This window comes from Pseudomonas sp. RAC1, assembly GCF_030658255.1.
GTDB lineage: Bacteria > Pseudomonadota > Gammaproteobacteria > Pseudomonadales > Pseudomonadaceae > Aquipseudomonas > Aquipseudomonas boreofloridensis.
The window spans coordinates 241,871-267,347 of record NZ_JAUTXS020000038.1; the positions used below are offsets into that span (position 1 = coordinate 241,871).

The 25,477-nt window shown below is 64.7% G+C and carries 27 protein-coding genes; all 27 read left to right on the forward strand.

Features of this window, described 5'->3' with window-relative positions; translation table 11 throughout:
* Nucleotides 1-64: 64 nt before the first annotated feature.
* Nucleotides 65-829: a flagellar assembly protein FliH gene (fliH, locus tag Q7C30_RS18480; protein WP_317872338.1), complete on the forward strand. Its 765-nt coding sequence runs from the start codon at nucleotides 65-67 to the stop codon at nucleotides 827-829.
* Complete coding sequence (gene fliI, locus Q7C30_RS18485) at nucleotides 819-2,177, forward strand: flagellar protein export ATPase FliI (protein WP_295482330.1); 1,359 nt, start codon at nucleotides 819-821, stop codon at nucleotides 2,175-2,177. Before fliH ends, fliI begins: the two co-directional genes overlap by 11 nt.
* Before the next feature lie 5 nt (nucleotides 2,178-2,182).
* Nucleotides 2,183-2,635 (forward strand): flagellar export protein FliJ, encoded by a 453-nt coding sequence (gene fliJ / locus Q7C30_RS18490; protein WP_039578945.1) that lies wholly within the window; start codon nucleotides 2,183-2,185, stop codon nucleotides 2,633-2,635.
* Nucleotides 2,636-2,708: 73 nt separating this feature from the next.
* The gene (locus tag Q7C30_RS18495; protein WP_317872339.1) at nucleotides 2,709-3,008 is read left to right on the forward strand and encodes an STAS domain-containing protein; all 300 of its coding nucleotides are present in this window, start codon (nucleotides 2,709-2,711) and stop codon (nucleotides 3,006-3,008) included.
* Between the two features lie 8 nt (nucleotides 3,009-3,016).
* Nucleotides 3,017-4,708, forward strand: coding sequence for a fused response regulator/phosphatase (locus Q7C30_RS18500; RefSeq protein WP_317872340.1), 1,692 nt, complete (start codon nucleotides 3,017-3,019; stop codon nucleotides 4,706-4,708).
* Nucleotides 4,709-4,758: 50 nt separating this feature from the next.
* Nucleotides 4,759-5,106: an Hpt domain-containing protein gene (locus Q7C30_RS18505; protein ID WP_295482319.1), complete on the forward strand. Its 348-nt coding sequence runs from the start codon at nucleotides 4,759-4,761 to the stop codon at nucleotides 5,104-5,106.
* A gap of 73 nt (nucleotides 5,107-5,179) precedes the next feature.
* A complete protein-coding gene (locus Q7C30_RS18510) occupies nucleotides 5,180-6,583 on the forward strand; it encodes a flagellar hook-length control protein FliK (RefSeq protein WP_317872341.1) in 1,404 nt (467 codons plus the stop codon).
* 116 nt (nucleotides 6,584-6,699) lie between these two features.
* On the forward strand, nucleotides 6,700-7,197 hold the full coding sequence (fliL, locus tag Q7C30_RS18515) for a flagellar basal body-associated protein FliL (protein WP_029612409.1): 498 nt from the start codon (nucleotides 6,700-6,702) through the stop codon (nucleotides 7,195-7,197).
* A 10-nt stretch (nucleotides 7,198-7,207) separates the two neighbouring features.
* The gene (gene fliM, locus Q7C30_RS18520; protein WP_317872342.1) at nucleotides 7,208-8,176 is read left to right on the forward strand and encodes a flagellar motor switch protein FliM; all 969 of its coding nucleotides are present in this window, start codon (nucleotides 7,208-7,210) and stop codon (nucleotides 8,174-8,176) included.
* Between the two features lie 45 nt (nucleotides 8,177-8,221).
* Nucleotides 8,222-8,689 carry a flagellar motor switch protein FliN gene (gene fliN / locus Q7C30_RS18525; RefSeq protein ID WP_039578932.1) on the forward strand — a complete coding sequence of 156 codons (468 nt, stop codon included), beginning with the start codon at nucleotides 8,222-8,224 and terminating at the stop codon, nucleotides 8,687-8,689.
* On the forward strand, nucleotides 8,690-9,154 hold the full coding sequence (fliO, locus tag Q7C30_RS18530; RefSeq protein ID WP_317872343.1) for a flagellar biosynthetic protein FliO: 465 nt from the start codon (nucleotides 8,690-8,692) through the stop codon (nucleotides 9,152-9,154).
* Entirely contained in the window at nucleotides 9,151-9,906 is a 756-nt protein-coding gene (gene fliP, locus Q7C30_RS18535; RefSeq protein ID WP_039578927.1) for a flagellar type III secretion system pore protein FliP, read from the forward strand. The genes fliO and fliP overlap by 4 nt, the downstream gene beginning before the upstream one ends.
* Nucleotides 9,907-9,927: 21 nt before the next feature.
* Nucleotides 9,928-10,197 carry a flagellar biosynthesis protein FliQ gene (fliQ, locus tag Q7C30_RS18540; RefSeq protein WP_029612405.1) on the forward strand — a complete coding sequence of 90 codons (270 nt, stop codon included), beginning with the start codon at nucleotides 9,928-9,930 and terminating at the stop codon, nucleotides 10,195-10,197.
* A 7-nt stretch (nucleotides 10,198-10,204) separates the two neighbouring features.
* Nucleotides 10,205-10,981, forward strand: coding sequence for a flagellar biosynthetic protein FliR (gene fliR / locus Q7C30_RS18545; RefSeq protein WP_039578925.1), 777 nt, complete (start codon nucleotides 10,205-10,207; stop codon nucleotides 10,979-10,981).
* Between the two features lie 2 nt (nucleotides 10,982-10,983).
* Complete coding sequence (flhB, locus tag Q7C30_RS18550; RefSeq protein WP_039578922.1) at nucleotides 10,984-12,126, forward strand: flagellar biosynthesis protein FlhB; 1,143 nt, start codon at nucleotides 10,984-10,986, stop codon at nucleotides 12,124-12,126.
* Nucleotides 12,127-12,291: 165 nt separating this feature from the next.
* Nucleotides 12,292-14,421 (forward strand): flagellar biosynthesis protein FlhA, encoded by a 2,130-nt coding sequence (gene flhA, locus Q7C30_RS18555; RefSeq protein ID WP_039578921.1) that lies wholly within the window; start codon nucleotides 12,292-12,294, stop codon nucleotides 14,419-14,421.
* An 11-nt stretch (nucleotides 14,422-14,432) separates the two neighbouring features.
* On the forward strand, nucleotides 14,433-15,743 hold the full coding sequence (flhF, locus tag Q7C30_RS18560) for a flagellar biosynthesis protein FlhF (protein ID WP_039578918.1): 1,311 nt from the start codon (nucleotides 14,433-14,435) through the stop codon (nucleotides 15,741-15,743).
* 67 nt (nucleotides 15,744-15,810) lie between these two features.
* Nucleotides 15,811-16,653, forward strand: coding sequence for a MinD/ParA family protein (fleN, locus tag Q7C30_RS18565; protein WP_205419329.1), 843 nt, complete (start codon nucleotides 15,811-15,813; stop codon nucleotides 16,651-16,653).
* Nucleotides 16,650-17,390: an RNA polymerase sigma factor FliA gene (gene fliA, locus Q7C30_RS18570; RefSeq protein WP_029614958.1), complete on the forward strand. Its 741-nt coding sequence runs from the start codon at nucleotides 16,650-16,652 to the stop codon at nucleotides 17,388-17,390. Before fleN ends, fliA begins: the two co-directional genes overlap by 4 nt.
* Before the next feature lie 104 nt (nucleotides 17,391-17,494).
* Nucleotides 17,495-17,869, forward strand: coding sequence for a chemotaxis response regulator CheY (locus tag Q7C30_RS18575; protein WP_162889548.1), 375 nt, complete (start codon nucleotides 17,495-17,497; stop codon nucleotides 17,867-17,869).
* 18 nt (nucleotides 17,870-17,887) lie between these two features.
* On the forward strand, nucleotides 17,888-18,676 hold the full coding sequence (locus Q7C30_RS18580) for a protein phosphatase CheZ (RefSeq protein ID WP_029614960.1): 789 nt from the start codon (nucleotides 17,888-17,890) through the stop codon (nucleotides 18,674-18,676).
* Nucleotides 18,677-18,688: 12 nt separating this feature from the next.
* Nucleotides 18,689-20,917 carry a chemotaxis protein CheA gene (locus tag Q7C30_RS18585; protein ID WP_317872344.1) on the forward strand — a complete coding sequence of 743 codons (2,229 nt, stop codon included), beginning with the start codon at nucleotides 18,689-18,691 and terminating at the stop codon, nucleotides 20,915-20,917.
* Nucleotides 20,918-20,962: 45 nt separating this feature from the next.
* Nucleotides 20,963-22,090 carry a chemotaxis-specific protein-glutamate methyltransferase CheB gene (locus Q7C30_RS18590; protein ID WP_029614965.1) on the forward strand — a complete coding sequence of 376 codons (1,128 nt, stop codon included), beginning with the start codon at nucleotides 20,963-20,965 and terminating at the stop codon, nucleotides 22,088-22,090.
* Nucleotides 22,090-22,830, forward strand: coding sequence for a flagellar motor protein (locus tag Q7C30_RS18595; protein ID WP_039578908.1), 741 nt, complete (start codon nucleotides 22,090-22,092; stop codon nucleotides 22,828-22,830). The genes Q7C30_RS18590 and Q7C30_RS18595 overlap by 1 nt, the downstream gene beginning before the upstream one ends.
* 3 nt (nucleotides 22,831-22,833) lie before the next feature.
* Entirely contained in the window at nucleotides 22,834-23,721 is an 888-nt protein-coding gene (gene motD, locus Q7C30_RS18600; RefSeq protein WP_295482283.1) for a flagellar motor protein MotD, read from the forward strand.
* A gap of 48 nt (nucleotides 23,722-23,769) precedes the next feature.
* The gene (locus tag Q7C30_RS18605) at nucleotides 23,770-24,558 is read left to right on the forward strand and encodes a ParA family protein (RefSeq protein ID WP_317872345.1); all 789 of its coding nucleotides are present in this window, start codon (nucleotides 23,770-23,772) and stop codon (nucleotides 24,556-24,558) included.
* Nucleotides 24,558-25,439, forward strand: a complete 882-nt coding sequence (locus Q7C30_RS18610; RefSeq protein ID WP_317872346.1) for a CheW domain-containing protein — start codon at nucleotides 24,558-24,560, stop codon at nucleotides 25,437-25,439. Before Q7C30_RS18605 ends, Q7C30_RS18610 begins: the two co-directional genes overlap by 1 nt.
* Nucleotides 25,440-25,477: the final 38 nt, after the last annotated feature.

A 25,477-nucleotide genomic window follows, 5' to 3' on the forward strand; every position in this document is an offset into this window, starting at 1 on the left:
CTGGCGAACCGCCGCGCCTGCACGGTGCGGCGTCGGTCGAACACGGTTTTGAGTGCCTGAGAACATGACCACCAAAGAACACCCCAGCGACCTGATCCGCGCCCGCGACCTCGAGGGCGTCGATGTGTGGGCGCTGCCCAGTTTCGACCCTGCGCCCGCGCCGGAACCCGAGCCGGAGCCCGAACCGCAGCTGGTCGAGGAAATCGAAGAAGTACCGCTGGAGGAAGTCCAGCCGCTGACCCTCGAAGAGCTCGAAGCGATTCGTCAGGAGGCCTACAACGAAGGCTTCGCCACGGGCGAGCGCGAGGGCTTTCACAGCACCCAGATCAAGGTTCGCCAGGAAGCCGAGCAGGCCCTCGATGCCAAGCTGCAAAGCCTGGAGCAATTGATGACCCATCTGCTCGAGCCAATTGCCGAGCAGGACGCGCAGATCGAAAAATCCCTGGTGCACCTGGTGGCCCATGTCGCCCGCGAGGTGATCGGCCGCGAACTGCGCAACGATTCCACGCAGATCGCCCAGGTACTGCGCCAGGCGCTCAAGCTGCTGCCGATGGGCGCCGAGAACATTCGCATCCACCTCAACCCGCAGGACTTCGAGCAGGTCAAGACCTTGCGCGAGCGTCACGAGGAGCGTTGGAAGCTGCTCGAAGACGAGTCGCTGCTGCCTGGCGGCTGCCGTATCGAGACGGCCCATAGCCGCATCGATGCGAGCATGGAGACGCGCATGGAAAAAGCCGTGGCGCAACTGTTCGAGCAAGGCCATGAGCAGACCCTGCATCCTGCGTCGCCCGATGTGTCCGTCGAGCTGGATGTGCCTGATGCGCCTTGAACGCACCAGCTTCGGCCGCCGCCTGGGCGGTTATGCCGACGCGGTGAAGCTGCCCGAGCAGCCAGTGGTCGAAGGCCGCCTGCTGCGCATGGTCGGCCTTACCCTCGAAGCCGAGGGGCTGCGCGGGGCGGTGGGCAGTCGCTGCAAGGTGATCAACGACGACAGCTACCACCCGGTCGAAGTCGAGGCCGAGGTGATGGGCTTCGCCGGCAGCAAGGTGTTCCTCATGCCGGTTGGCAGCATCGCCGGCATCGCGCCGGGCGCGCGGGTGGTGCCGCTGGATGACAGCGGCCGCCTGCCGATGGGCATGAGCATGCTCGGGCGGGTGCTCGATGGTGCCGGTCGCGCCCTCGACGGCAAGGGCGGGATGAAGGCCGAGGACTGGGTGCCGCTGGACGGGCCGGTGATCAACCCGCTCAATCGCGATCCCATCAGCCAGCCGCTGGATGTCGGTATCCGCAGCATCAACGGCCTGCTGACCGTCGGGCGCGGCCAGCGCCTGGGCCTGTTCGCCGGTACCGGCGTGGGCAAGTCGGTGCTGCTGGGCATGATGACCCGCTTCACCAAGGCCGACATCATCGTGGTCGGGCTGATCGGCGAGCGCGGGCGCGAGGTCAAGGAATTCATCGAGCACATCCTCGGCGAGGAAGGGCTCAAGCGCTCCGTGGTGGTGGCGTCGCCCGCTGACGATGCGCCGCTGATGCGGCTGCGTGCGGCCATGTACTGCACCCGCATCGCCGAATATTTCCGCGACAAGGGCAAGAACGTCCTGCTGCTGATGGACTCGCTGACTCGATTCGCCCAGGCCCAGCGCGAAATCGCCCTGGCCATCGGCGAACCGCCCGCCACTCGGGGTTATCCGCCGTCGGTGTTCGCCAAGCTGCCCAAGCTGGTGGAGCGGGCGGGCAATGGCGAGGCCGGTGGCGGCTCGATTACCGCGTTCTACACCGTGCTGTCCGAGGGCGATGACCAGCAGGACCCCATCGCCGACTCGGCGCGCGGTGTGCTCGATGGGCACTTCGTGCTGTCGCGCCGCTTGGCCGAGGAAGGTCATTACCCGGCCATCGATATCGAAGCCTCGATCAGCCGAGTGATGCCGCAGGTGGTGGATCACGATCATCTGCGCCAGGCGCAGAAGTTCAAGCAACTGTGGTCGCGCCTGTCGCAGAGTCGCGACCTGATCAGCGTCGGTGCCTATGTGGCTGGCGGCGATCCGGAGACCGACCTTGCCATCGCCTTGCAGTCCAAGCTGGTGGGCTTTCTGCGCCAGGGGCTCGACGAGAGTACCGGCATGGCCGAAAGCCGTGAACAGCTGGGCAGCATCTTCGCACCGCCTTCGGGTAGCTGACCGGCGTGGCCCTGCCCAGTCGTGCCGCGCGTCTTGCGCCTGTGGTGCAAATGGCCGAGGAGGCCGAGCGCAAGGCCGTACAGCGCATGGGCCAGTTCCAGCAGCAGGTGGCCCAGGCCCAGGCCAAGCTCGCCGAGCTGGAGCGCTTTCGCGAAGACTACCAACAGCAGTGGATCAACCGCGGCAGCCAGGGTGTGGACGGCAACTGGCTGGTGAACTACCAGCGCTTCCTAGGCCAGTTGGAAACCGCCATGACCCAGCAGCGCCAGAGCCTGACCTGGCATCAGAACAACCTGCGCAACGCCCGCGATGCCTGGCAACAGGCCTATGCGCGGGTCGAGGGCTTGCGCAAACTGGTGCAGCGCTACCTCGACGAAGCACGCCGCGCCGAAGACAAGCGCGAGCAGAAGCTGCTCGACGAGTTGTCGCAGCGCTTGCCCCGGCAGAGCCCTTTCTAGGACTTGCGCTTGCGGCGCACCCAGCGGCCTGCTACACCTTCCTCACTCCCCGCCATCAACGAAGGAATCGCGCATGGCAGTCGAATCTGTTTATTCAGCGGACGAAGAACAGCTGACGATCACGATCAAGGGCCGTTTCGATTTCGGCCAGCACCAGGCCTTCCGTGAAGCCTACGAGCGCCAACCGGCCAAGCGCGTGGTCATCGACCTCAAGGACGCCACCTATCTGGACAGCTCGGCCCTGGGCATGCTGCTGTTGCTGCGTGACCATGTCGGTGGCGACCACGCGCGCATCAGGGTGGTCAACACCAGCCCTGACGTGCGCAAGATCTTCGCCATTTCCAATTTCACCAGCCTGTTCGAGATTCACTGAGGCCGGTCATGTCGGTGTCCCCGCGCTTGCGCGTGCTGATCGCCGAGGACGGTGCCACCGATCGTCTGCTGCTGGCGCAGATCGTGCGCCGTCAGGGCCATGAGGTCATCACCGCCGAGCATGGCGAGCAGGCGCTTGCCCTGTTCATCGAGCAGCGCCCGGACCTGGTGTTGCTCGACGCCCTGATGCCGGTGATGGATGGCTTCGAGGCGGCGCGCCGGATCAAGGCCCAGGCGGGCGAGCACTTCGTGCCGATCATCTTCCTCACCTCGCTCAACGAAGAGCAGGCGCTGGTGCGCTGCCTGCAGGCCGGTGGCGACGATTTCATGGCCAAGCCCTACAGCGCGGTGATCCTGGCGGCCAAGATCAATGCCCTGGACCGTCAGCGGCGCCTGCAGGCGACGGTGCTGCAGCAGCGCGACGAATTGGCCAGGCACCACCATCACCTGCTCAACGAACAGCGCGTGGCCAAGGCGCTGTTCGACAAGGTCGCCCATGCCGGCTGCCTGCATAGCGACACTATCCGTTACCTGCAATCGCCCTACGCGCTGTTCAACGGCGATCTGCTGATGGCGGCGCGCACACCTTCGGGTGACCTGTACGTACTGCTCGGCGACTTCACCGGCCACGGTCTGCCGGCAGCCGTGGGCGCCATGCCGCTGGCCGAGATTTTCCATGGCATGACTGCCAAGGGCTACGGCCTGGCGCAGATGCTGCGCGAGATGAACGCCAAGCTCAAACGCATCTTGCCGGTGGACATGTTCTGCTGTGCCTTGCTGGTGGGGCTTGGCCTGGAGCGCGGCACGCTGGAGGTCTGGAACGGGGGCATGCCCGATGCCTATCACCTGAAGGCGGGTGGGCAGGTCCTGGCGACATTGCCGTCCCGGCATCTGCCGCTTGGCATCCTCGCGCCTGAACAGTTCGATGACACCACTGTGGTCATGCCCATGGCCTTGGGTGAGCGTTTGCTATTGCTCTCCGACGGCGTGATCGAGACGGGCGATGCCCAGGACCGGCTGTTCGGCGTCGAGCGCTTGAGCGAGGTGCTGAAGGCCAACCGTGAGCCGCGGCAGTTGTTCGACGAGGTGATGCAGGCGTTGGCGCGTTTCGGCGGGCGGCCGCGTGACGATATCAGCCTGTGCGACATCGCGATGCTACCGCGCGACGAACGCCTGCCGCTCGAGCCGCCAACCCTCGACAACCACCGCAGCAGTCCGCTGGACTGGTCCTTGTCGCTGGTGCTGCACGCCGACAGCCTCAAGCGCTTCGACCCGCTGCCCTATCTGCTGCAATTGCTGCAGGAGATCGACGGCCTGCGCGCCAGCGGCGGGGTGCTGCACAGCGTGTTGGGCGAGCTGTATACCAATGCCCTGGAGCATGGCGTGCTCGGCCTCGATTCGCGCCAGAAAACCGATGCGCAAGGCTTTGCCGAGTACTACCGCGAACGTGATCGGCGTTTAGCCAGTTTGCGCGAAGGGTTCGTGCGCATCGAGTTGAAGGTTGAACCCATCGCCGACGGTGGGCGTCTGACGCTTGAGGTCAGTGACAGTGGCACGGGTTTTGATATCGACGACGTGCTGGCCCATTCTGCGGCGCATCAAAGCCTCAGCGGTCGCGGCCTGCATCTGGTCAGACGCTTGGGCGTACGTGCGCAGTGGCTCGACGACGGACGGCGGGCACGGGTCGAATTCGGTTGGTAAAGTGACGGGTTGAATCCAGGCGCAGGCAGGCTTGATCAAGGAGCGAGCAAGTGACACACGAACATATCGACTACAAGGTGCTGAGCGACCTGCGGGAGGTCATGGAAGATGGCTACCTGCAACTGCTCGAGACCTTTCTGGAAGACTCCGAACGGCGCCTGAGTCAATTGCATCTGGCCAAGGACGCGCAGACGCTGGGCATGGCGGCACATAGCTTCAAGGGCAGTAGCAGCAACATGGGTGCGGTGGGTCTGGCCCAGCTCTGCCAGCAGCTCGAAGAGCGCGTGAGGCAGCAACCCTTGTATGGCATCGAAGACCTGATCAACCGCATCGATCTCGAATTCGTCGAGGTCCAGCGGTTCTATCGGGGCGAGCGCGAGCGCATTGCCGCTGGTTGAAGGCAAGGCTGGCGCGAGTTTTGCTTATCCATGACCAGTCACCCCTTTCGCTGCCCTGGCGTGGAGAGTTTCAATGCCTGTCGCATCCAACCCCTTGCTGCAACCCGGCCACGCCAGCCCTGCCTCGCGGCCAAGCACGGCAGTGCCGGAAAAACCTGTGCAGGCGCCGGGTTTACAGGGCGGCGGCTTCGACCAACTGATGGCCCGTCAGCAGCGCAATCAGCCGGCGATGCGCGCCGACAAGCCGGTCCAAGCGGCACCGAAGGACAAAGTCGATTTTGCACCCGGCGGCAAAGGCGGCAATGACAAGCCCGCAGCCCTTGCCGTCAATGGCAAGCCTTTGCCAGCGGCTCGCGACCAGGCCCCTGCGCGCACCGAGCAAAAGGCCCAAGACCGCGACGGCCCGTCAGCGCCTGCCGAAGACGATGTGCAGGCTTCGACCGGTAACGCTGACGATCACCCCGTCGAACCTGGATCGGTCGACGCCAATTTGGTGGCGGGGCAGGTCACTGACGCCCAGACCGGGGCGCAGTTGATCCAGGCCCAAGCCGAGGCGGTCGCGCCAGTGCTTCAGGCGGCGGTCCAGCCTCCTGTGGCCACCACCCAGGCAGCGGCGGCGGCGCCTGGCACAGAGGAAAAACCGGGAGATGGCGACTTCGATCCCGAAGCCGACCCCTTGGCGAACATGCCGACCTTGCGCTTGGCCCTCGAACAGAGTGCCCAGGCCAAAGGTACGACCTCTACGCATGCCTCGTCCCAGAACGAAAAGACGCCAGGACAGGACGCCAGTGCATCGGGCACTGTCAATACCTTGGCGAATCTGCTGGTGGAAGCCGAGGGCGAGTCGCCGCGCGGTCAAACCCAGCATGGCGAGAAGGGTTTCTCGGAACTGCTTTCGACGGGTCTGAAGGACGTCAAGAAAGCCGACAGCGACACCCGGGTCGATGACTTCGCCAACCGTCTGGCCAACCTGACCCAGGCCGTCACGCCAAAGACTGCCAACGCGGTGGCTCCGAGCAACCCGCTGCAGCAGCCCCTGGTCATGAACCAGGGGGCCTGGAGCGAGGGACTGGTCAACCGGGTCATGTACTTGTCGAGTCAGAACCTCAAGTCCGCCGATATCCAGCTTGAGCCGGCCGAGCTCGGTCGCCTGGACATCCGCGTCAACGTGGCGGCGGACCAAGCCACCCAGATCACCTTCATCAGTGGCCACGCCGGGGTGCGCGATACCCTCGACAGCCAATTGCACCGCCTGCGCGAGCTATTTGCCCAGCAGGGCCTGGCCCAACCTGACGTCAACGTTGCCGATCAGTCACGCCAGCAGCAACAGCAGGCGCAGCAGGGGAGCTCGAACTTCTCCGGTGTCGCGGCGCGGCGGGCCGGGGAGGGCGGCGACAATGCCGAGCCGGGCGACACCGCTCGGCCTGCCGAGCAGCAGGTGGTGATCGGCGACAGTGCGGTCGACTATTACGCCTGACGTTCCTGCAGGCGCGGCCTGAGCCGCGTCTGCAGACAGTCCGACAGATCTGGCATAACACTTGCTCAAGCCTCGTCATCCTTTCTTGAAACCACGATGGACGACGGATTATTGGCATGGCGAAGAGCGACGCAGTCAAAGACCCCGCCACTAAAGGCAAACTCAAGCTGATCCTGTTGGTGGTACTGGCCTTGCTGCTGGCCGTTGGCCTGTCGGTGGGCGCCACCTGGTTCGTCATGCACAAGAGCGAACCCGCACCGGCGGCGGATCCTGCGCAGGCCAACGTCAAGCCCCCTGCAATCTACGAGCCGCTGGCACCAGCCTTCGTGGTCAATTTCAACCAGAACGGCCGGCAGCGCTACATGCAGGTCAGCATCACCATGCAGGGCCGCAACCAGGCCGACCTCGATGCCCTCAAGGTGCACATGCCGGTGATTCGCAACAACCTGGTGATGATGTTCTCCGGTCAGGGCTTCGACAGCCTGGCCAGCAGCGCCGTGGGCGAGGAAATGTTGCGCCAGAAGGCCACTGCGGTGGTCCAGGAAGTGGCGCAGAAGGAAGTCGGCAAGCCGGTCATCGACCAGCTGCTGTTCACCAATTTCGTATTGCAGTAGGAGCCGACCGATGGCCGTGCAGGACCTGCTGTCCCAGGATGAGATCGATGCCCTGTTGCATGGCGTCGACGATGGGCTGGTACAGACCGAGAGCGCAGCCGAGCCTGGCAGCGTCAAGAGCTACGACCTGACCAGCCAGGATCGGATCGTTCGCGGTCGCATGCCGACCCTGGAAATGATCAACGAGCGCTTTGCCCGCTACACCCGCATCAGCATGTTCAACCTGCTGCGCCGCTCGGCCGATGTGGCCGTGGGTGGCGTGCAGGTGATGAAGTTCGGTGAGTACGTGCATTCGCTGTACGTGCCCACCAGCCTCAACCTGGTCAAGATCAAGCCGCTGCGTGGCACGGCGCTGTTCATCCTCGACGCCAAGCTGGTGTTCAAGCTGGTGGACAACTTCTTCGGCGGCGACGGCCGCCACGCCAAGATCGAAGGCCGCGAATTCACCCCCACCGAACTGCGCGTGGTGCGCATGGTGCTGGACCAGTGTTTCGTCGACCTCAAGGAAGCCTGGCAGGCCATCATGCCGGTGAACTTCGAGTACATGAACTCCGAGGTCAACCCGGCCATGGCCAACATCGTCGGGCCCAGCGAGGCGGTGGTGGTGTCGACGTTCCACATCGAGCTCGATGGCGGTGGCGGCGACCTGCACGTGACCATGCCCTATTCGATGATCGAACCGGTGCGCGAGATGCTCGACGCGGGCTTCCAGTCCGACCTCGACGACCAGGACGAGCGCTGGGTCAAGGCCCTGCGCGAAGACGTGCTGGATGTCAGCGTGCCGCTCTCGGCCACCGTCGCCCGTCGCCAGCTCAAGCTGCGCGACATCCTGCACATGCAGCCCGGCGACGTGATTCCAGTGGAGCTGCCTGAACACCTGGTGCTGCGTGCCAATGGTGTGCCGTCGTTCAAGGCCCGGCTGGGCTCGCACAAGGGCACCCTGTCGCTGCAGATCATCGATCCGATCGAGCGCCGCTGACGGCGGCGCGATCGTACAACGCATTGAAAGCTTGTCGAGGACTTTATGGCTAACGAAAACGAGATCACCTCCCCGGAGGAACAGGCCCTGGCCGATGAGTGGGCCGCGGCCCTGGAAGAGACCGGCGATGCCGGCCAGGCTGACATCGACGCGCTGCTGGCCGCCGATGCCGGCCGCGCCTCCGGCCCCGGTCGCTTGCCGATGGAGGAGTTCGCCAGCTCGCCACGGCCGAACGAGAACGTCAGCCTCGAAGGCCCGAACCTGGATGTGATCCTGGACATTCCGGTGAGCATCTCGATGGAAGTGGGCGCCACGGAAATCAGCATCCGCAACCTGTTGCAACTGAACCAGGGCTCGGTGATCGAGCTCGACCGCCTGGCCGGTGAGCCGCTCGACGTACTGGTCAACGGTACCCTGATCGCGCACGGCGAGGTGGTGGTGGTCAACGAGAAGTTCGGCATCCGCCTGACCGACGTGATCAGCCCAAGCGAACGCATCAAGAAGCTGCGCTGAGTGAAGGCCATGATTCGCGCCCTGGGCGCCTGCGCGGTCCTGCTCGCCAGCGAGGCGGTGCTGGCCAGCGCTGCCGTCGCGCCAGCGCCCGCCGCGGCCCCCGCGCCTGACAGCCTGAGCGGACAACTGGCGCAGATGGTCCTGGGCCTGCTGTTGGTGGTCGGGGTGATCTTCCTGCTGGCCTGGTTGCTGCGGCGCATGCAGCTGGCGCAACCGCGTGGCGGCCAGGTCATCGAGATCCTCGGCAGCCGAGCCCTGGGTCCGCGGGATCGGCTGGTGCTGGTGCAGGTGGGCAAGGAGCAGATTCTCATCGGTCACAGCCCAGGCAGCATCGAAGCGCTGCATGTGCTGGCCGAACCCGTGCCGGTGCCGGACAGCGCGCGCCAGGCCGCGCCGGAATTTGCCCAGCGCCTGCTCGAATTGATGGGCAAGGATGGCAAGCACGACAAGGACAACCGCCGATGAACCGCGCGTTGCGCACGATCCTGACCCTGGCGCTGCTGCTGGCCGCGCCGCTGGCCTTGGCCGCCGATCCGTTGTCGATCCCGGCCATCACCTTGAGCAACGGGCCGAACGGCCAACAGGAATATTCGGTCAGCCTGCAGATTTTGCTGATCATGACGGCGCTGAGCTTCATTCCAGCGTTCGTCATTCTGATGACCAGCTTCACCCGCATCATCATCGTCTTCTCCATCCTGCGTCAGGCCCTGGGCCTGCAGCAGACGCCCTCGAACCAGTTGCTGACCGGCATGGCGCTGTTCCTGACGATGTTCATCATGGCGCCGGTGTTCGACCGGGTGAACCGCGATGCCCTGCAGCCCTATTTGAACGAGCAGATGACCGCCCAGCAGGCGATCGACAAGGCCCAAGGCCCGCTGAAGGACTTCATGCTGGCGCAGACCCGGCAGAGTGACCTGGACCTGTTCATGCGCCTGTCCAAGCGCACCGACATCGCCAGCCCCGACCAGGCGCCGCTGACCATTCTGGTCCCGGCGTTCGTCACCTCGGAGCTCAAGACTGCGTTCCAGATCGGCTTCATGATCTTCATCCCGTTCCTGATCATCGACATGGTAGTCGCCAGTGTGCTGATGGCGATGGGCATGATGATGCTCTCGCCGTTGATCATTTCGCTGCCGTTCAAGATCATGCTGTTCGTCCTGGTCGATGGCTGGGCGTTGATCATGGGTACGCTGGCCGGCAGTTTCGGCGGTGTCTGAGCCCGCTCCAGGAGGTGTCGCATGACCCCGGAAATCGCAGTCGACCTGTTTCGCGAGGCACTCTGGCTGACCGCCATGATGGTGGCCGTGCTGGTGGTGCCCAGCTTGCTGGTCGGTCTGGTGGTGGCGATCTTCCAGGCCGCCACGCAGATCAACGAACAGACCCTGAGCTTCCTGCCGCGCCTGCTGGTGATGCTGGTCACGCTGATCGTGGTCGGGCCGTGGCTGGTGCAGAAATTCATGGAATACATGACCGGCCTGTACAGCGGCATTCCGCAGTTGATCGGGTGAGCGGCGCATGCTCGAGCTGACCGCTGCGCAGATCGGCACCTGGGTCGCCACCTTCATCCTGCCGCTGTTTCGGGTCACCGCGGTGCTGATGACCATGCCCGTGTTCGGTACCCGCATGCTACCTGCGCGCATTCGCCTGTACGCGGCGCTGGCGATCACCGTGGTGATCGTGCCCGGCCTGCCGCCGATGCCCGAATTCGAGCCCCTGAGCCTGCGCGGCGTGCTGCTGTGCGCCGAGCAGATCATCGTCGGCGCACTGTTCGGCTTTTCGTTGCAGATGCTGTTCCAGGCCTTCGTCATCGCCGGCCAGATCGTGGCGATTCAGATGGGCATGGCCATGGCCTCGATGATCGACCCCGCCAACGGCGTCAACGTGGCGGTGGTCGGCCAGTTCCTGACCATGCTGGTGAGCGTGCTGTTCCTGTTGATGAACGGCCACCTGGTGGTCATCGAGGTGCTCACCGAGAGCTTCACCACCTTGCCGATCGGCAACGCGCTGGTGGTCGAGCACTTCTGGGACATCGCCGGTCGCCTGGGGTGGGTGCTGGGCGCGGGGGTGGTGTTGATCCTGCCGGTGATCACCGCGCTGCTGGTGGTCAACATCGCCTTCGGCGTGATGACCCGCGCGGCGCCGCAACTCAATATCTTCTCCATCGGTTTTCCGCTGACCCTGGTGCTGGGGCTCGGCGTATTCTGGGTCGGCCTGGCCGATATCCTTTCCCACTATCAGCAGCTGGCCAGCGAGGCCTTGCAGTGGCTGCGTGAGCTGGCACGGGTGCGCTGAGCATGGCCGAGAGCGAGAGCGGTCAGGACAAGACCGAGGAACCCACCGACAAACGCAAGCGCGATTCCCGCGAAAAAGGCGAGATCGCGCGTTCCAAGGAGCTCAACACCTTCGCCATCACCCTTGGCGGCGCCGGTGCCTTGCTGGCCTTCGGCGGCTATCTGGCCGAGACGCTGATGACCCTGATGCGCATGAACTTCACCCTGTCGCGCGAAGTGCTGGTGGACGAGCGCTCGATGGGCGCGTTCCTCATGGCCTCGGGCAAGATGGCCATCTGGGCCACTCAGCCGGTGCTGGTGCTGCTGTTCGTGCTGTCGCTGGTGATGCCCGTCGTGCTGGGGGGCTTCATCTTTTCCGGTTCGCTGTTGCAGCCCAAGTTCAGCCGAATGAACCCGTTGTCGGGGATCAAGCGCATGTTCTCGCTCAATTCGCTGACCGAACTGTTCAAGGCGCTGGCCAAGTTCTGCCTGGTGCTGGTGGTCGCGCTGGTGGTGTTGACCAACGACCGCGAGGCATTGCTGGCGATCGCCAAGGAGCCGCTGGAGCAGGCGATCATTCACAGCGTCCAGGTGGTCGGGTGGAGCGCGTTGTGGATGGCGTCGGGGTTGCTGCTGATCGCCCTGGCGGATGTGCCGTTCCAGCTTTGGCAGACGCACAAGAAGCTGAAGATGACCAAGCAGGAGGTGCGCGATGAGTACAAGGACATGGAGGGCAAGCCCGAGGTCAAGCAGCGTATTCGTCAGTTGCAGCGCGAGGCCTCTCAGCGGCGCATGATGGCGGCGGTGCCGGAAGCCGACGTCATCATCACCAACCCGACCCACTATGCCGTGGCCCTGAAGTACGACCCGGAAAAGGGCGGTTCGGCGCCGCTGCTGCTGGCCAAAGGCACGGATTTCCTGGCCTTGAAGATTCGCGAGATCGGCCAGGAGCACAAGGTGCAGATCCTCGAGTCGCCCGAGCTGGCGCGGGCGATCTACTACTCCACCGAGCTGGAAAACGAGATTCCGGCGGGCCTGTACCTGGCCGTGGCGCAGGTGTTGGCCTATGTCTTCCAGATTCGCCAGTACCGCTCGGGACGCGGCAAGGCCCCGGATCCGCTGAACAAGGACCTGCCGATTCCGCCAGATCTTCGCCGCGACAGTTGAGCGTGTCGCAGAGCGTCCCGCTCGGTCACCGCTAGGGCGCTGCGGCGAACCGCCGCCCCCACTGGGGCCATGCCCTATCGCACCCCGGCAAAGTTGGAAAGCTTCTTGCAGAGCACCGCCCAGGCGCTGTCCAGGCGTCAAGTTTCTGCTCGAAGAGGATACCCGGTGGATCGCGCTCAGTTACTCAGCAACGCCCGCAACAACCTGGCCGGTCTCGGCCGGGGGAACCTGGGTGTGCCGCTGTTGCTGCTGGTGATGCTGGCAATGATGATGTTGCCCATCCCGCCGTTCCTGCTCGACGTGTTCTTCACCTTCAACATCGCCCTGTCCATCGTGGTGTTGCTGGTCTGCGTGTACGCCCTGCGCCCGCTGGACTTCGCCGCCTTCCCGACCATCCTGCTGGTGGCCACGCTGCTGCGTCTGGCGCTGAACGTGGCCTCCACCCGCGTGGTGATGCTCCACGGCCAGGAAGGGCATGGCGCGGCGGGCAAGGTGATCCAGGCGTTCGGCGAAGTGGTGATCGGCGGCAACTACGTGGTCGGTGCGGTGGTGTTCGCCATCCTCATGATCATCAACTTCGTGGTGGTGACCAAAGGTGCCGGGCGTATCTCGGAAGTGAGCGCGCGTTTCACCCTGGACGCCATGCCCGGCAAACAGATGGCCATCGACGCTGACCTCAACGCCGGCCTGATCGACCAGGCCCAGGCCAAGGCGCGTCGTGCCGAAGTGGCCCAGGAGGCCGAGTTCTACGGCTCGATGGACGGTGCCAGCAAATTCGTCCGGGGCGACGCCGTCGCTGGCCTGCTGATCCTGTTCATCAACCTCATCGGCGGCATGCTCATCGGCATGCTCCAGCACGGCATGAGCTTCAGCGATGCCGGCAAGGTCTACGCGCTGCTCACCATCGGTGACGGTTTGGTGGCGCAGTTGCCGTCGCTGCTGCTGTCCACCGCCGCCGCGATCATGGTCACCCGCGCCTCGGGCTCCGAGGACATGGGCAAGCTGATCAACCGGCAGATGTTCGACTCACCCAAGGCGCTGGCCGTCTCCGGCGGCTTGATGGTGGTCATGGGCCTGGTGCCGGGCATGCCGCACATCGCCTTCCTCAGCCTCGGCCTGCTGGCCGGCGGCGGCGCCTACCTGGTGTGGAAGAAGCAGCAGAAGGCCAAGCAGACGGCCCTGCAAGAAGCGCAGCGCCAGCAGGATCTGCTGCCTTCGCCGCAGCGTGCGATGGAAACCAAGGAGTTGGGCTGGGACGACGTCACACCGATCGACATGATCGGCCTGGAGGTCGGCTATCGGCTGATTCCCCTGGTCGACCGCAACCAGGGCGGGCAACTGCTGGCGCGGATCAAGGGCGTGCGCAAGAAGCTGTCCCAGGACCTGGGCTTCCTCATGCCCACCGTGCACATTCGCGACAACCTCGACCTGCAGCCCAGCGCCTACCGTCTCACGCTGATGGGCGTGATCCTGGCCGAGGCCGAGATCTATCCGGACCGCGAGCTGGCCATCAACCCCGGTCAGGTGTTCGGCAGCCTCAACGGCATCGCCGCGCGCGACCCGGCCTTCGGCCTGGAGGCGGTGTGGATCGATGTCGCCCAGCGCGCCCAGGCGCAGTCGCTGGGCTATACGGTGGTCGATGCCAGTACCGTGGTTGCCACGCACCTGAACCAGATTCTGCAGAAGCACTGCCACGAGTTGATCGGCCACGAAGAGGTCCAGCAGTTGCTGCAAGTGCTGGCCAAAGCCTCGCCCAAACTTGCAGAGGAACTGGTGCCAGGCGTCATTTCCTTGTCGGGGCTGCTCAAGGTCTTGCAGGCGCTGCTCTCCGAGCAGGTGCCGGTGCGTGACATCCGCAGCATTGCCGAAGCCATCGCCAACAATGCGGCCAAGAGTCAAGATACCGCCGCGCTGGTGGCCTCGGTGCGGGTCGGCTTGTCCCGCGCCATCGTGCAAAGCATTGTAGGCACTGAGTCCGAGCTGCCTGTGATCACCTTGGAGCCCAGGTTGGAACAGATCTTGCTCAATAGTCTGCAACGGGCCGGGCAAGGTCAGGAAGACGGTGTTCTCCTGGAGCCGAGCATGGCCGAGAAGCTGCAGCGTTCGCTCATCGAGGCGGCGCAGCGCCAGGAGATGCAGGGCCAACCGGCCATTCTCCTGGTGGCCGGTCCCATCCGCGCCATGCTGTCGAGATTCGGTCGTCTGGCCGTGCCCAATCTGCACGTGCTGGCCTACCAGGAAATACCGGACAACAAGCAAGTCACCATCGTTGCCACCGTGGGCCCTAACGGCTGAGGTAGTGGGTTATGCAAGTTAAGCGTTTTTTCGCCGCCGACATGCGTCAGGCCATGAAACTGGTCCGCGATGAGCTTGGTGCCGATGCCGCGATCATCGGCAACCGGCGCATTGCCGGTGGTGTCGAGCTCACGGCCGCGCTGGACTACACACTGTCCGCCCTGGCCCCGCGCGTGCCCAACCTGGAGCTGGAAGACGAGCTGCGCAAGACCCAATCGCGCATCGCTACCGCCCAGGCCGAGCTGGACGGGCGTGGCGACGTCGAGGCGGGCAACCGTCAACTGTTCGCCGGCCTTTCGCTGACTGCCTCTGAACCGCTGGTCGAGCCGCATGTCGAGGCGCCCGCTGCCGCGCCGGCTGCGGCCGTGTCGGGCGTCGATCGCCGCGTGTTCGACGCCATGCGCTCCGAGCTCTCGGGTCTGCGCGAATTGCTCGAAGTGCAGCTCGGCTCGCTCGCCTGGGGCCAACTGCAGGGCAACAAGCCCCAGCAGGCCAATCTCTGGCGGCGCTTGCAGCGCCTGGGCCTGTCCGGTCCGATCGCCCGCGAGCTGCTGCAACTGGCCGGCGAAATCGACGAGCCGCGCCAGGCCTGGCGCATGGTCCTGGCGCATCTGGCGCGCTTGATCCAGGTGCCGGAGGTCGAGCCGCTGGAAGAGGGTGGGGTGATCGCCATGGTCGGTCCCGCCGGTATGGGCAAGACCACCACCTTGGCCAAGCTGGCGGCGCGCTACGTGCTCAAGTACGGCGCGCACAACCTGGCGCTGGTGAGCATGGACAGCTACCGCATCGGTGCGCAGGAGCAGCTCAAGACCCTGGGCCGCATCCTCAACGTGCCGGTGACCTACGTCGACCCGGGCCAATCGCTGGCCCAAGCCCTGGAACCGCTGCTGCGCAAGCGCGTGGTGCTGATCGATACCGCCGGCCTGCAGGCCAGCGACCCGGCCCTGCGCATGCAGCTCGAGTCGCTGGCCGGGCGCGGCATCGCCGCGCGCAACTACCTGGTACTGGCCACCACCAGCCAGAAGCAGGTGCTCACCGCCGCCTACCACAGCTACAAGCGCTGTGGCCTGGCCGGGTGCATCCTGACCAAGCTCGACGAAACCGGCAGCCTCGGCGAAGTGCTGAGTCTGGCCATCAGTCATGAACTGCCCGTGGCCTATCTCACCGATGGTCCGCGCATTCCTGACGATCTACAGCTGCCGCGCCGGCACCAATTGGTCAGTCGCGCTGTCAGTGTGCAGTTGCAGGAAGATCCCAGCGAGGAGGCCATGGCCGACATGTTCGCTGATCTCTACCACAATCCCGACAAGCGCGTAGGTTGACGATGCACGGCGCCCGGGAGTCGACAGCGACCCTTCAAGTGGGCAAGTCCCACGCGAGACAAGGTAAATAACAGACATGGGTAGCATGCATCCCGTACAGGTGATCGCCGTCACCGGTGGCAAAGGTGGCGTCGGCAAGACCAACGTTTCAGTGAACCTGTCCCTGGCGCTGGCCGAGCTCGGCCGCCGGGTCATGTTGCTGGACGCCGACCTGGGTCTGGCCAACGTCGATGTGCTGCTGGGGCTCACGCCCAAACGCACCCTGGCCGACGTCATCGAGGGGCGCTGCGAGCTGCGCGATGTGCTCCTGCAGGGGCCGGGCGGTGTGCGCATCGTGCCAGCGGCCTCCGGCACCCAGAGCATGGTGCACCTGGCGCCGGCACAGCATGCCGGGCTGATTCAGGCGTTCAGCGAAATCGGCGACAACCTCGATGTGCTGGTGATCGACACCGCTGCGGGCATCGGTGACTCGGTGGTCAGCTTCGTGCGCGCCGCCCAGGAAGTGCTGCTGGTGGTGTGCGACGAGCCCACCTCGATCACCGACGCCTACGCCTTGATCAAGCTGCTCAACCGCGATTACGGCATGAACCGCTTCCGCGTCCTGGCCAACATGGCGCAGAGCCCGCAGGAAGGGCGCAACCTGTTCGCCAAGTTGACCAAGGTCACCGACCGTTTCCTCGACGTTGCCTTGCAGTACGTCGGCGCCGTGCCCTATGACGAATGCGTGCGCAAGGCGGTACAGAAGCAGCGCGCGGTCTACGAGGCGTTTCCGCGCTCCAAGTGCGCCCTGGCGTTCAAGGCCATCGCGCAGAAGGTCGACAGCTGGCCGTTGCCGGCCAACCCGCGCGGCCACCTGGAGTTCTTCGTCGAGCGCCTGGTGCAACCTACCAGCGCGGGACCAGTGCTATGAACGCGAGCGGTTTCAAGATGTACAGCAAAGCCTCCAAGGACGCCCAATACGAGCTGGTCGAGCGCTATGCGCCGCTGGTCAAGCGTATCGCCTACCATCTGCTGGCGCGCCTGCCGGCCAACGTGCAGGTCGAAGACCTGATCCAGGCCGGCATGATCGGTTTGCTGGAGGTGGCCAACAAATACGACGCCAGCAAGGGCGCGAGCTTCGAGACCTACGCCGGTATTCGCATCCGCGGTGCGATGCTCGATGAGGTGCGCAAGGGCGACTGGGCGCCGCGTTCGGTGCACCGCAACACGCGTATGGTCAGCGACGCGATTCGCTGCGTCGAAGCAAGAACCGGTCGTGACGCTAAAGATCACGAGGTTGCTGCCGAACTCCAATTGGGTCTCGACGATTATTACGGGATCCTGAACGATACCTTGGGCAGCCGTCTGTTCAGTTTCGACGACCTGCTGCAGGACGGCGAACACGAGGGGCTGCACGAGGATGGGGTCAGTGGTCAGGTCGAGCCGTCGCGCGATCTGGAAGACGAGCGCTTCCAGGCCGCGCTGACCGATGCGATCGCCAACCTGCCGGAGCGCGAGCGTCTGGTCCTGGCCCTGTACTACGACGAGGAACTGAACCTCAAGGAGATCGGGGAAGTGCTGGGGGTCAGTGAATCGCGCGTGAGCCAGTTGCACAGCCAGTGCGCGGCGCGTCTGCGCAGCCGCCTGGGAGAATGGCGGGCACGCTGAGCCCCGATTCGCTGCAGTCGTTGTACGGGGTGCCGAATTGATTGAGCGCGCGCTTGTGAGACGAGCGCGTTTAAGACTGCTTGGAGGTCTAATTGAACAAAGACATGAAAATCCTCATCGTTGACGACTTCTCGACGATGCGGCGGATCATCAAGAACCTGTTGCGTGATCTGGGCTTCACCAACACCGAAGAGGCCGACGACGGCGTCACGGCGTTGCCGATGCTCGAAAGTGGCCACTACGACTTCCTGGTGACCGACTGGAACATGCCCGGCATGTCCGGCATCGATCTGCTGCGCAAGGTGCGCGCCCACGACCGGCTCAAGGGGATTCCCGTGCTGATGGTGACGGCCGAGGCCAAGCGCGAGCAGATCATCGAAGCGGCTCAGGCCGGGGTCAACGGCTATGTAGTCAAGCCATTCACCGCGCAGGTGCTCAAAGAAAAGATCGAGAAGATCTTCGAACGCGTCAACGGCTGAAGCATGTCTGGGGGCGCTATGGAATCAAAAAAAGATTCTTTGGGGGAGTTCGAGTCGACCCTGAAGAAGCATGCCGAACAACTGGTGCAGAGCCTTGAGCGCGGCCAGTTCGGCGAGGCGGTGCAGCTGATCCATCAGCTCAACCAGACCCGAGACCGTGGCTTGTATCAAGAAGTCGGCAAGCTGACCCGTGAGCTGCACAGCGCCATCGTCAGCTTCCAGATCGACCCGCGCATGCCGCAGGCCGAGGAAGTGTCGCAGATCACCGACGCCACCGAACGGCTGTCCTACGTGGTCCGCCTGACCGAGAACGCGGCCAACCGCACCATGGACCTGGTCGAGGAGAGCACGCCCGTGCTCAACGACCTGTCGGCCGAGGCGCAGACGTTGTCGGCCGATTGGCAGCGCTTCATGCGTCGCGAAGTGCCGGCCACCGAGTTTCGCGAGTTGGTCAAGCGCGTCGACGGTTTCCTGACGCACAGCGCCGAAGGCAACCGCAAGGTGGCCGGTCACCTCAACGACATTCTGCTCGCCCAGGACTACCAAGACCTGACCGGGCAGGTGATCAAGCGGGTCACCGCGTTGGTCGCCGAGGTCGAAAGCAATCTGCTCAAACTCGTGTTGATGGCCAGTCAAGTCGACCGCTTTGCCGGTATCGAACATGACCACGATCAATTGCGTGCTGAAAAAGATGAAGAAAAACATCCAGCCCGGGGTGAAGGTCCGCAGATTCATGCCGATAAGCGTGAAGACGTCGTGTCCGGTCAGGACGATGTCGACGATCTGCTATCCAGCCTGGGTTTTTAGGGAGCACGTTTAATGAGCTTCGGCGCCGATGAAGAAATCCTTCAGGATTTCCTGGTAGAAGCCGGCGAAATCCTCGAGCAACTGTCCGAGCAACTGGTCGAGCTGGAAAGCCGGCCCGATGATGCGGACCTGCTCAACGCCATATTTCGCGGTTTTCACACTGTAAAAGGGGGCGCCGGCTTCCTCCAGCTCAACGAGCTGGTGGAGTGCTGCCACATTGCCGAGAACGTCTTCGACATCCTGCGCAAGGGTGAGCGTCGGGTCGACGCCGAGTTGATGGATGTGGTGCTCGAAGCACTGGACACGGTCAACAGCATGTTCGGCCAGGTCCGCGAGCGCAGCGAGATCACCCCCGCCACGCCGGAACTGCTGGCAGCGCTGGCACGCCTGGCCGAACCTGCCGGCGAGGACGTCGCCGCGCCCGCCGTGGTCGAAGCGCCGGCGGCGGTCGAGCCGCCAGCGGCCAGCGAAGACATCACCGATACCGAGTTCGAGCAGTTGCTCGACTCCCTGGATGCGGTCAAGGCCCAGGCCGAAGCGGCCGAGCAGGCGCCGGTCGAGGCGGCCTCCGGCAACGCCGACGAAATCACCGACGCCGAATTCGAGTCGCTGCTCGATCAATTGCATGGCAAGGGCCAGTTCTCGCCGGACGTGGCCGAGAGCGAAACGCCTGCGGCAGTATCGCCGGCCAGCGACGAAATCACCGACAGCGAATTCGAGGCCCTGCTCGACCAATTGCACGGCAAGGGTACCTTCGCCGCCGATGGGCTGCCCAAGGCTGAAGCCGCCGCCGGCGCTCCCGCCGCCGAGCCTGCCGGCGAGCACATCACCGACCACGAATTCGAAGCGCTGCTGGACCAGTTGCACGGCAAAGGCAAGTTCAGCGGTGATGCCGTAGCTGCCGAGGCACCTGCTGCTGCTACTGCTGTGGCACCAACGCCTGCGGCCAAGGCTGAAAGCAAACCGGTGGCCAAGCCTGCACCCGCCGCTGCCGCCAAGCCCGCCGCAGCGGCCGGCGCCGCCCCGGCACGCGCTGCGGCGCCGGCCGCCGACAAGCATGGCGCCAGCGAAGCGGAAACCACGGTGCGCGTCGACACGGCACGCCTGGACGAGATCATGAACATGGTCGGCGAACTGGTGCTGGTGCGTAACCGCTTGGTGCGCTTGGGCCTGAACAGCGGCGACGAGGCCATGTCCAAGGCCGTGTCGAACCTCGACGTGGTCACCGCCGACCTGCAGACCGCGGTCATGAAGACGCGCATGCAGCCGATCAAGAAAGTCTTCGGCCGCTTCCCGCGCCTGGTTCGCGACCTCGCCCGCCAGCTCAAGAAAGAGATCAACCTGGAGCTGGTCGGCGAAGAGACCGACCTGGACAAGAACCTGGTCGAGGCCCTCGCCGACCCGTTGGTGCACTTGGTGCGCAACGCCGTCGACCACGGCGTCGAGACCCCCGAGGAGCGCGAGGCGTCCGGCAAGGCGCGCACCGGTCGGGTGGTGCTGTCGGCCGAGCAGGAGGGCGACCATATCCTCTTGTCGATCTCCGACGATGGCAAGGGCATGGACCCCAACGTGCTGCGCGCCAAGGCCGTGGAAAAGGGCCTGATGGACAAGGACGCGGCCGACCGCCTGAGCGAGTCGGACTGCTACAACCTGATCTTCGCCCCAGGCTTCTCGACCAAGACCGAGATCTCCGACGTGTCTGGCCGCGGTGTCGGCATGGACGTGGTCAAGACCAAGATTTCCCAGCTCAACGGCTCGATCAACATCTTCTCGGCCAAGGGCCAGGGCTCGAAGATCGTGATCAAGGTGCCGCTGACCCTGGCGATCATGCCGACGCTGATGGTGATGCTGGCCAACCAGGCCTTCGCCTTCCCGCTGGTCAACGTCAACGAGATCTTCCACCTGGACCTGTCGCGCACCAACGTGGTCGATGGCCAGGAAGTGGTGATCGTGCGCGACAAGGCGCTGCCGTTGTTCTACCTCAAGCGTTGGCTGGTCCAGGACCAGCAACATGAGGAGCAACTCGAAGGGCACGTGGTGATCCTGTCGGTCGGCACCCAGCGCATCGGCTTCGTGGTCGACCAGTTGGTGGGCCAGGAGGAGGTGGTGATCAAGCCATTGGGCAAGATGCTCCAGGGCACTCCGGGCATGTCCGGCGCCACCATCACCGGCGACGGTCGTATCGCGCTGATCCTCGACGTTCCGAGCATGCTCAAGCGTTACGCCGCCCGGCGTATTTGATTTCGGCGGCGCGACCTGGCGGTTGCGCCGTCTAATGGAGTGTTTATGGCAGTCAAGGTCCTGGTGGTGGATGATTCCGGTTTCTTCCGCCGCCGTGTCTCTGAAATCCTCTCGGCGGACCCGACCATCCAGGTCGTGGGTACCGCGACCAACGGCAAGGAAGCGATCGACCAGGCGCTGGCACTCAAGCCCGATGTGATCACCATGGACTACGAGATGCCGATGATGGATGGCATCACGGCCGTGCGTCATATCATGCAGCGCTGTCCGACCCCGGTCCTGATGTTCTCTTCGCTGACCCACGAAGGCGCGCGCGTGACCCTCGATGCGCTGGACGCTGGCGCCGTGGACTACCTGCCGAAAAACTTCGAGGACATCTCGCGCAACCCCGACAAGGTCAAGCAGATGCTGTGCGAGAAGGTGCATACCATTTCGCGCAGCAACCGCCGTTTCAGCAGCTTCTCCAGCCCGACGCCCAGCCCGGCGACCAGCGCGCCGAGCAGCAGCGCAGCGTCGAGCAGCGTCGCCAGCAGCCCTGCGCCCGTTCGCAGTGCCGCCCCGACACGCCCGAGCGCGCCGGCAGCCAGCCACTCGCCGGCGCCCAAGCGCAAACCCTACAAGCTGGTCGCCATCGGCACCTCCACCGGCGGCCCGGTGGCCCTGCAACGGGTGCTGACGCAACTGCCGGCCAGCTTCCCGGCACCGATCGTGCTGATCCAGCACATGCCTGCCGCCTTCACCAAGGCCTTCGCCGAGCGTCTCGACAAGCTGTGCAAGATCAGCGTCAAGGAAGCCGAGGACGGTGACGTGCTGCGTCCGGGCCTGGCGCTGCTGGCGCCCGGTGGCAAGCAGATGATGGTCGATGGCCGTGGCACGGTGAAGATCCTGCCTGGCGACGAGCGCCTGAACTACAAGCCGTGTGTGGACATCACCTTCGGTTCGGCAGCCAAGACCTACGGCGACAAGGTGCTCTCGGTGGTGCTCACCGGCATGGGCGCCGATGGTCGCGAAGGGGCGCGCCTGCTCAAGCAGGGCGGCAGCACTGTATGGGCCCAGGACGAGGCCAGTTGCGTGATCTATGGCATGCCCATGGCCATCGTCAAGGCCAACCTGGCCGATGCGGTATACAGCCTGGACGACATCGGGCGCCACCTGGTCGAGGCCTGCGTCTGATGGACGTGCTCAGCCTCATCGGCCTGATCCTGGCGTTCGTCGCCATCGTCGGCGGCAATTTCCTTGAAGGTGGCCATGTCGGTGCCTTGCTCAACGGACCTGCCGGGCTGATCGTGCTGGGCGGTACCCTGGCCGCAGCGCTGCTGCAGTCGCCGCTGTCGGCGTTCAAGCGTGCGCTGCAGATTCTGCGCTGGATCCTGTTTCCACCGCGCGTGGACCTGGCCGGTGGCATCGACCGGGTGGTCAACTGGAGCCTGACCGCGCGCAAGGAAGGCCTGCTGGGCCTGGAAGGCGTGGCCGATGCCGAACCTGACCCCTATGCCCGCAAAGGCTTGCAGTTGCTGGTCGATGGCGCCGAGCCGGAATCGATCCGCAGCATTCTGGAGGTGGATTTTCTGACCCAGGAAAGCCGCGATATCCAGGCCGCCAAGGTCTTCGAAAGCATGGGCGGCTATGCGCCGACCATCGGCATCATCGGTGCGGTCATGGGCCTGATCCACGTGATGGGCAACCTGGCCGATCCGTCGCAACTGGGCAATGGCATCGCCGTGGCCTTCGTCGCCACCATCTACGGCGTGGCCAGCGCCAACCTGGTGCTGCTGCCGGTGGCTAACAAGCTCAAGGCCATCGTCCTGCGCCAGTCGCGCTACCGCGAGATGCTGCTGGAGGGGCTGCTGTCGATCGCCGAAGGCGAGAACCCGCGTTCCATCGAGCTCAAGCTGCAAGGCTTCATGGAGTAGACCATGCGCCGTCGCCGTCATACCGAGGAGCACGAGAACCATGAGCGGTGGCTGGTCTCGTACGCCGACTTCATCACCTTGCTGTTCGCCTTCTTCGTGGTGATGTACTCGATTTCCTCGATCAACGAAGGCAAGTACAAGGTGATTTCCCAGGCGTTGGTCGGGGTCTTCAACGACCCCGAGCGCAGCCTGCGGCCGATTCCCATCGGCGACGAGCGTCCACTGACGGTCAAGCCTGCCGAGCCGTTGATCAAGGACAGCGACCAGGTCGATGCCGGCCTCGGCCAGAGCAGCGCCGATGCGTTGAAAACCATCAGTGACGAGGTCGGCGCTGCCTTCGGCGACCTGATCGGTTCCAACCAGATGACCGTGCGCGGCAACGAGCTGTGGATCGAGATCGAGCTCAACTCGGCGTTGCTGTTCGGCAGCGGCGATGCCATGCCCAGCGATACCGCCTTCGAGATCATCGACAAGGTGGCCAAGATCCTCAAACCGTTCGCCAACCCAGTGCATGTCGAAGGCTTCACCGACAACCTGCCGATCCGTACCGCGCAGTACCCGACCAACTGGGAACTGTCCTCGGCGCGCGCGGCGAGCATCGTGCGCCTGCTGGCGATGGACGGGGTGGACCCGGCGCGCATGGCCTCGGTGGGCTACGGCGAATACCAGCCGGTGGCCAGCAATGACAGCGCCGATGGCCGGGCGCGCAATCGCCGGGTGGTGCTGGTGATCTCGCGCAACCTGGAAGTGCGCCGCAGCCTGACCGGTTCGGGTACGGCCAATGCCACGCCGGACGCGGCATTGCGCCGTGCTGGCACACAAAGTGCACCAGCTTCGCCAGCCACGACGGCCGGGCGCGATCCCGTCAAATCTCCGTCACCGAATTTATAGACCGTTCCCGCAGGGACCCGCGCCCATGTCGGGAGGAAGCAACGCACGATGAGAGTCTGGGCAGTAGCCAATCAAAAAGGTGGTGTCGGCAAGACCACCACTACCATCGCTCTGGCCGGTCTGCTGGCCGAGGCGGGCAAGCGCGTGGTCGTCGTCGACCTCGACCCTCACGGTTCGATGACCAGCTATTTCGGGCACAATCCCGACGTACTCGAGCACAGCTGCTATGACCTGTTCCTGCACAAGGGCAGCGTGCCCGAGGGCCTGCCGGGGCAATTGCTGCTGCCCACCAGCCACGAGCGGATCTCGCTGCTGCCCTCGAGCACGGCGCTGGCCGTGCTCGAGCGTCAGTCGCCCGGGCAGAACGGCCTGGGCCTGGTGATCGCCAAGAGTCTGGCGCAGCTGTGGCAGGATTTCGACTTTGCCCTGATCGACAGCCCGCCGCTGCTCGGCGTACTGATGGTCAACGCGCTGGCGGCCAGCCAGCAGTTGGTGATTCCGGTGCAAACCGAGTTTCTTGCGGTCAAGGGCCTGGAGCGCATGGTCGGCACCCTGGCCATGATCAACCGTTCGCGCAAGCAAGCGCTGCCTTATCAGATCGTGCCGACGCTGTTCGACCGCCGCACGCAAGCCTCGCTCGGCACCTTGAAACTGCTGCGCGACACCTATGGCGAGCAGGTCTGGCAGGGCTATATTCCGGTCGACACGCGCCTGCGCGATGCCAGTCGCAATGGCGTCACGCCCTCGCAGTTCGACGGCAAGAGCCGTGGCGTCACCGCATACCGGGCGCTGCTCAAGCACCTGCTCTCCTACCGCAACGCCCTGCAGGTGGCCTGATGAATCACGCTCCACAGATCACCAGCAAGCCGCAACTGGCGTTGCAATCCTACCTCGATGGCCTGCTGCAGGACGCCACCGAGTTCGAAGAAGTGCCCGAAGCGAGTGCGCCGGCGCTGGAACAAGCCCCCAGCGACGAATTCGCTGCTGCCGTGCGTGAAGAGCAGGCCCGCGATGCGCGCCGGCCCGTCGAGACCCGGCCCTACGCCGAGCCCGCGCCGCGCGTTCTGCCTACGGTGCTGCCGCCTGAAACCGACGTCAGCGTGGACGACGCGTCGCCGGTTCAGGCCAGTGAGTTGGCGGCGGACACCACGCGCCAAGCGCAGCTCGTCGAGCCCGTCGCGCCGCTGGTCGATGTGCACTTGCCGGCGCCTGGCGCGCCGGTGCCCCCGGCCACCGTCGACGGTCGTCCGGCCTGGGCGGCGGAGCCGTTCGAGTGCCTGCTGTTCGACGTCGCCGGGCTGACCCTGGCGGTGCCGCTGGTGTGCCTGGGCTCGATCTACAGCCTGGAAGGGCAGGAGCTGACGCCGCTGTTCGGCCAGCCCGACTGGTTCCTCGGCATCCTCACGTGCCAGGCCGGTAACCTCAAGGTGTTGGACACCGCGCGTTGGGTGATGCCCGACCGCTACCGCGACGACTTCCGCCAAGGCCTGCACTACGTGATTTCGGTGCAGGGCTACGAGTGGGGCCTGGCCGTGCATCAGGTCAGCCGCTCGCTGCGCCTGGACCCTCAGGAAATCAAATGGCGCAGCCAGCGCGGTCAGCGCCCCTGGCTGGCGGGCACGGTCATCGAACACATGTGCGCCTTGCTCGACGTTGCCGAGCTGGCCGAGCTGATCGCCAGTGGCGCGGTCAAGCAGATGAACATCACACACAACTGAATCGGCGCCGCAGCTGCTGCGACCATAACGAGCACACC

What these genes read in the sequence shown, in the direction of transcription:
- fliR (WP_039578925.1), top strand. Translation starts at nt 10,205, where the DNA reads ATGCTCGAGCTGACCGCTGCGCAGATCGGCACCTGGGTCGCCACCTTC.
- Q7C30_RS18610 (WP_317872346.1), top strand. Translation starts at nt 24,558, where the DNA reads ATGAATCACGCTCCACAGATCACCAGCAAGCCGCAACTGGCGTTGCAA.
- Q7C30_RS18605 (WP_317872345.1), top strand. Translation starts at nt 23,770, where the DNA reads ATGAGAGTCTGGGCAGTAGCCAATCAAAAAGGTGGTGTCGGCAAGACC.
- fliH (WP_317872338.1), top strand. Translation starts at nt 65, where the DNA reads ATGACCACCAAAGAACACCCCAGCGACCTGATCCGCGCCCGCGACCTC.
- Q7C30_RS18585 (WP_317872344.1), top strand. Translation starts at nt 18,689, where the DNA reads ATGAGCTTCGGCGCCGATGAAGAAATCCTTCAGGATTTCCTGGTAGAA.
- Q7C30_RS18580 (WP_029614960.1), top strand. Translation starts at nt 17,888, where the DNA reads ATGGAATCAAAAAAAGATTCTTTGGGGGAGTTCGAGTCGACCCTGAAG.
- Q7C30_RS18500 (WP_317872340.1), top strand. Translation starts at nt 3,017, where the DNA reads ATGTCGGTGTCCCCGCGCTTGCGCGTGCTGATCGCCGAGGACGGTGCC.
- fliN (WP_039578932.1), top strand. Translation starts at nt 8,222, where the DNA reads ATGGCTAACGAAAACGAGATCACCTCCCCGGAGGAACAGGCCCTGGCC.
- Q7C30_RS18495 (WP_317872339.1), top strand. Translation starts at nt 2,709, where the DNA reads ATGGCAGTCGAATCTGTTTATTCAGCGGACGAAGAACAGCTGACGATC.
- Q7C30_RS18575 (WP_162889548.1), top strand. Translation starts at nt 17,495, where the DNA reads ATGAAAATCCTCATCGTTGACGACTTCTCGACGATGCGGCGGATCATC.
- Q7C30_RS18510 (WP_317872341.1), top strand. Translation starts at nt 5,180, where the DNA reads ATGCCTGTCGCATCCAACCCCTTGCTGCAACCCGGCCACGCCAGCCCT.
- fliL (WP_029612409.1), top strand. Translation starts at nt 6,700, where the DNA reads ATGGCGAAGAGCGACGCAGTCAAAGACCCCGCCACTAAAGGCAAACTC.
- fliA (WP_029614958.1), top strand. Translation starts at nt 16,650, where the DNA reads ATGAACGCGAGCGGTTTCAAGATGTACAGCAAAGCCTCCAAGGACGCC.
- flhF (WP_039578918.1), top strand. Translation starts at nt 14,433, where the DNA reads ATGCAAGTTAAGCGTTTTTTCGCCGCCGACATGCGTCAGGCCATGAAA.
- fliM (WP_317872342.1), top strand. Translation starts at nt 7,208, where the DNA reads ATGGCCGTGCAGGACCTGCTGTCCCAGGATGAGATCGATGCCCTGTTG.
- fliQ (WP_029612405.1), top strand. Translation starts at nt 9,928, where the DNA reads ATGACCCCGGAAATCGCAGTCGACCTGTTTCGCGAGGCACTCTGGCTG.
- Q7C30_RS18590 (WP_029614965.1), top strand. Translation starts at nt 20,963, where the DNA reads ATGGCAGTCAAGGTCCTGGTGGTGGATGATTCCGGTTTCTTCCGCCGC.
- motD (WP_295482283.1), top strand. Translation starts at nt 22,834, where the DNA reads ATGCGCCGTCGCCGTCATACCGAGGAGCACGAGAACCATGAGCGGTGG.
- flhB (WP_039578922.1), top strand. Translation starts at nt 10,984, where the DNA reads ATGGCCGAGAGCGAGAGCGGTCAGGACAAGACCGAGGAACCCACCGAC.
- Q7C30_RS18595 (WP_039578908.1), top strand. Translation starts at nt 22,090, where the DNA reads ATGGACGTGCTCAGCCTCATCGGCCTGATCCTGGCGTTCGTCGCCATC.
- fliI (WP_295482330.1), top strand. Translation starts at nt 819, where the DNA reads ATGCGCCTTGAACGCACCAGCTTCGGCCGCCGCCTGGGCGGTTATGCC.
- fliP (WP_039578927.1), top strand. Translation starts at nt 9,151, where the DNA reads ATGAACCGCGCGTTGCGCACGATCCTGACCCTGGCGCTGCTGCTGGCC.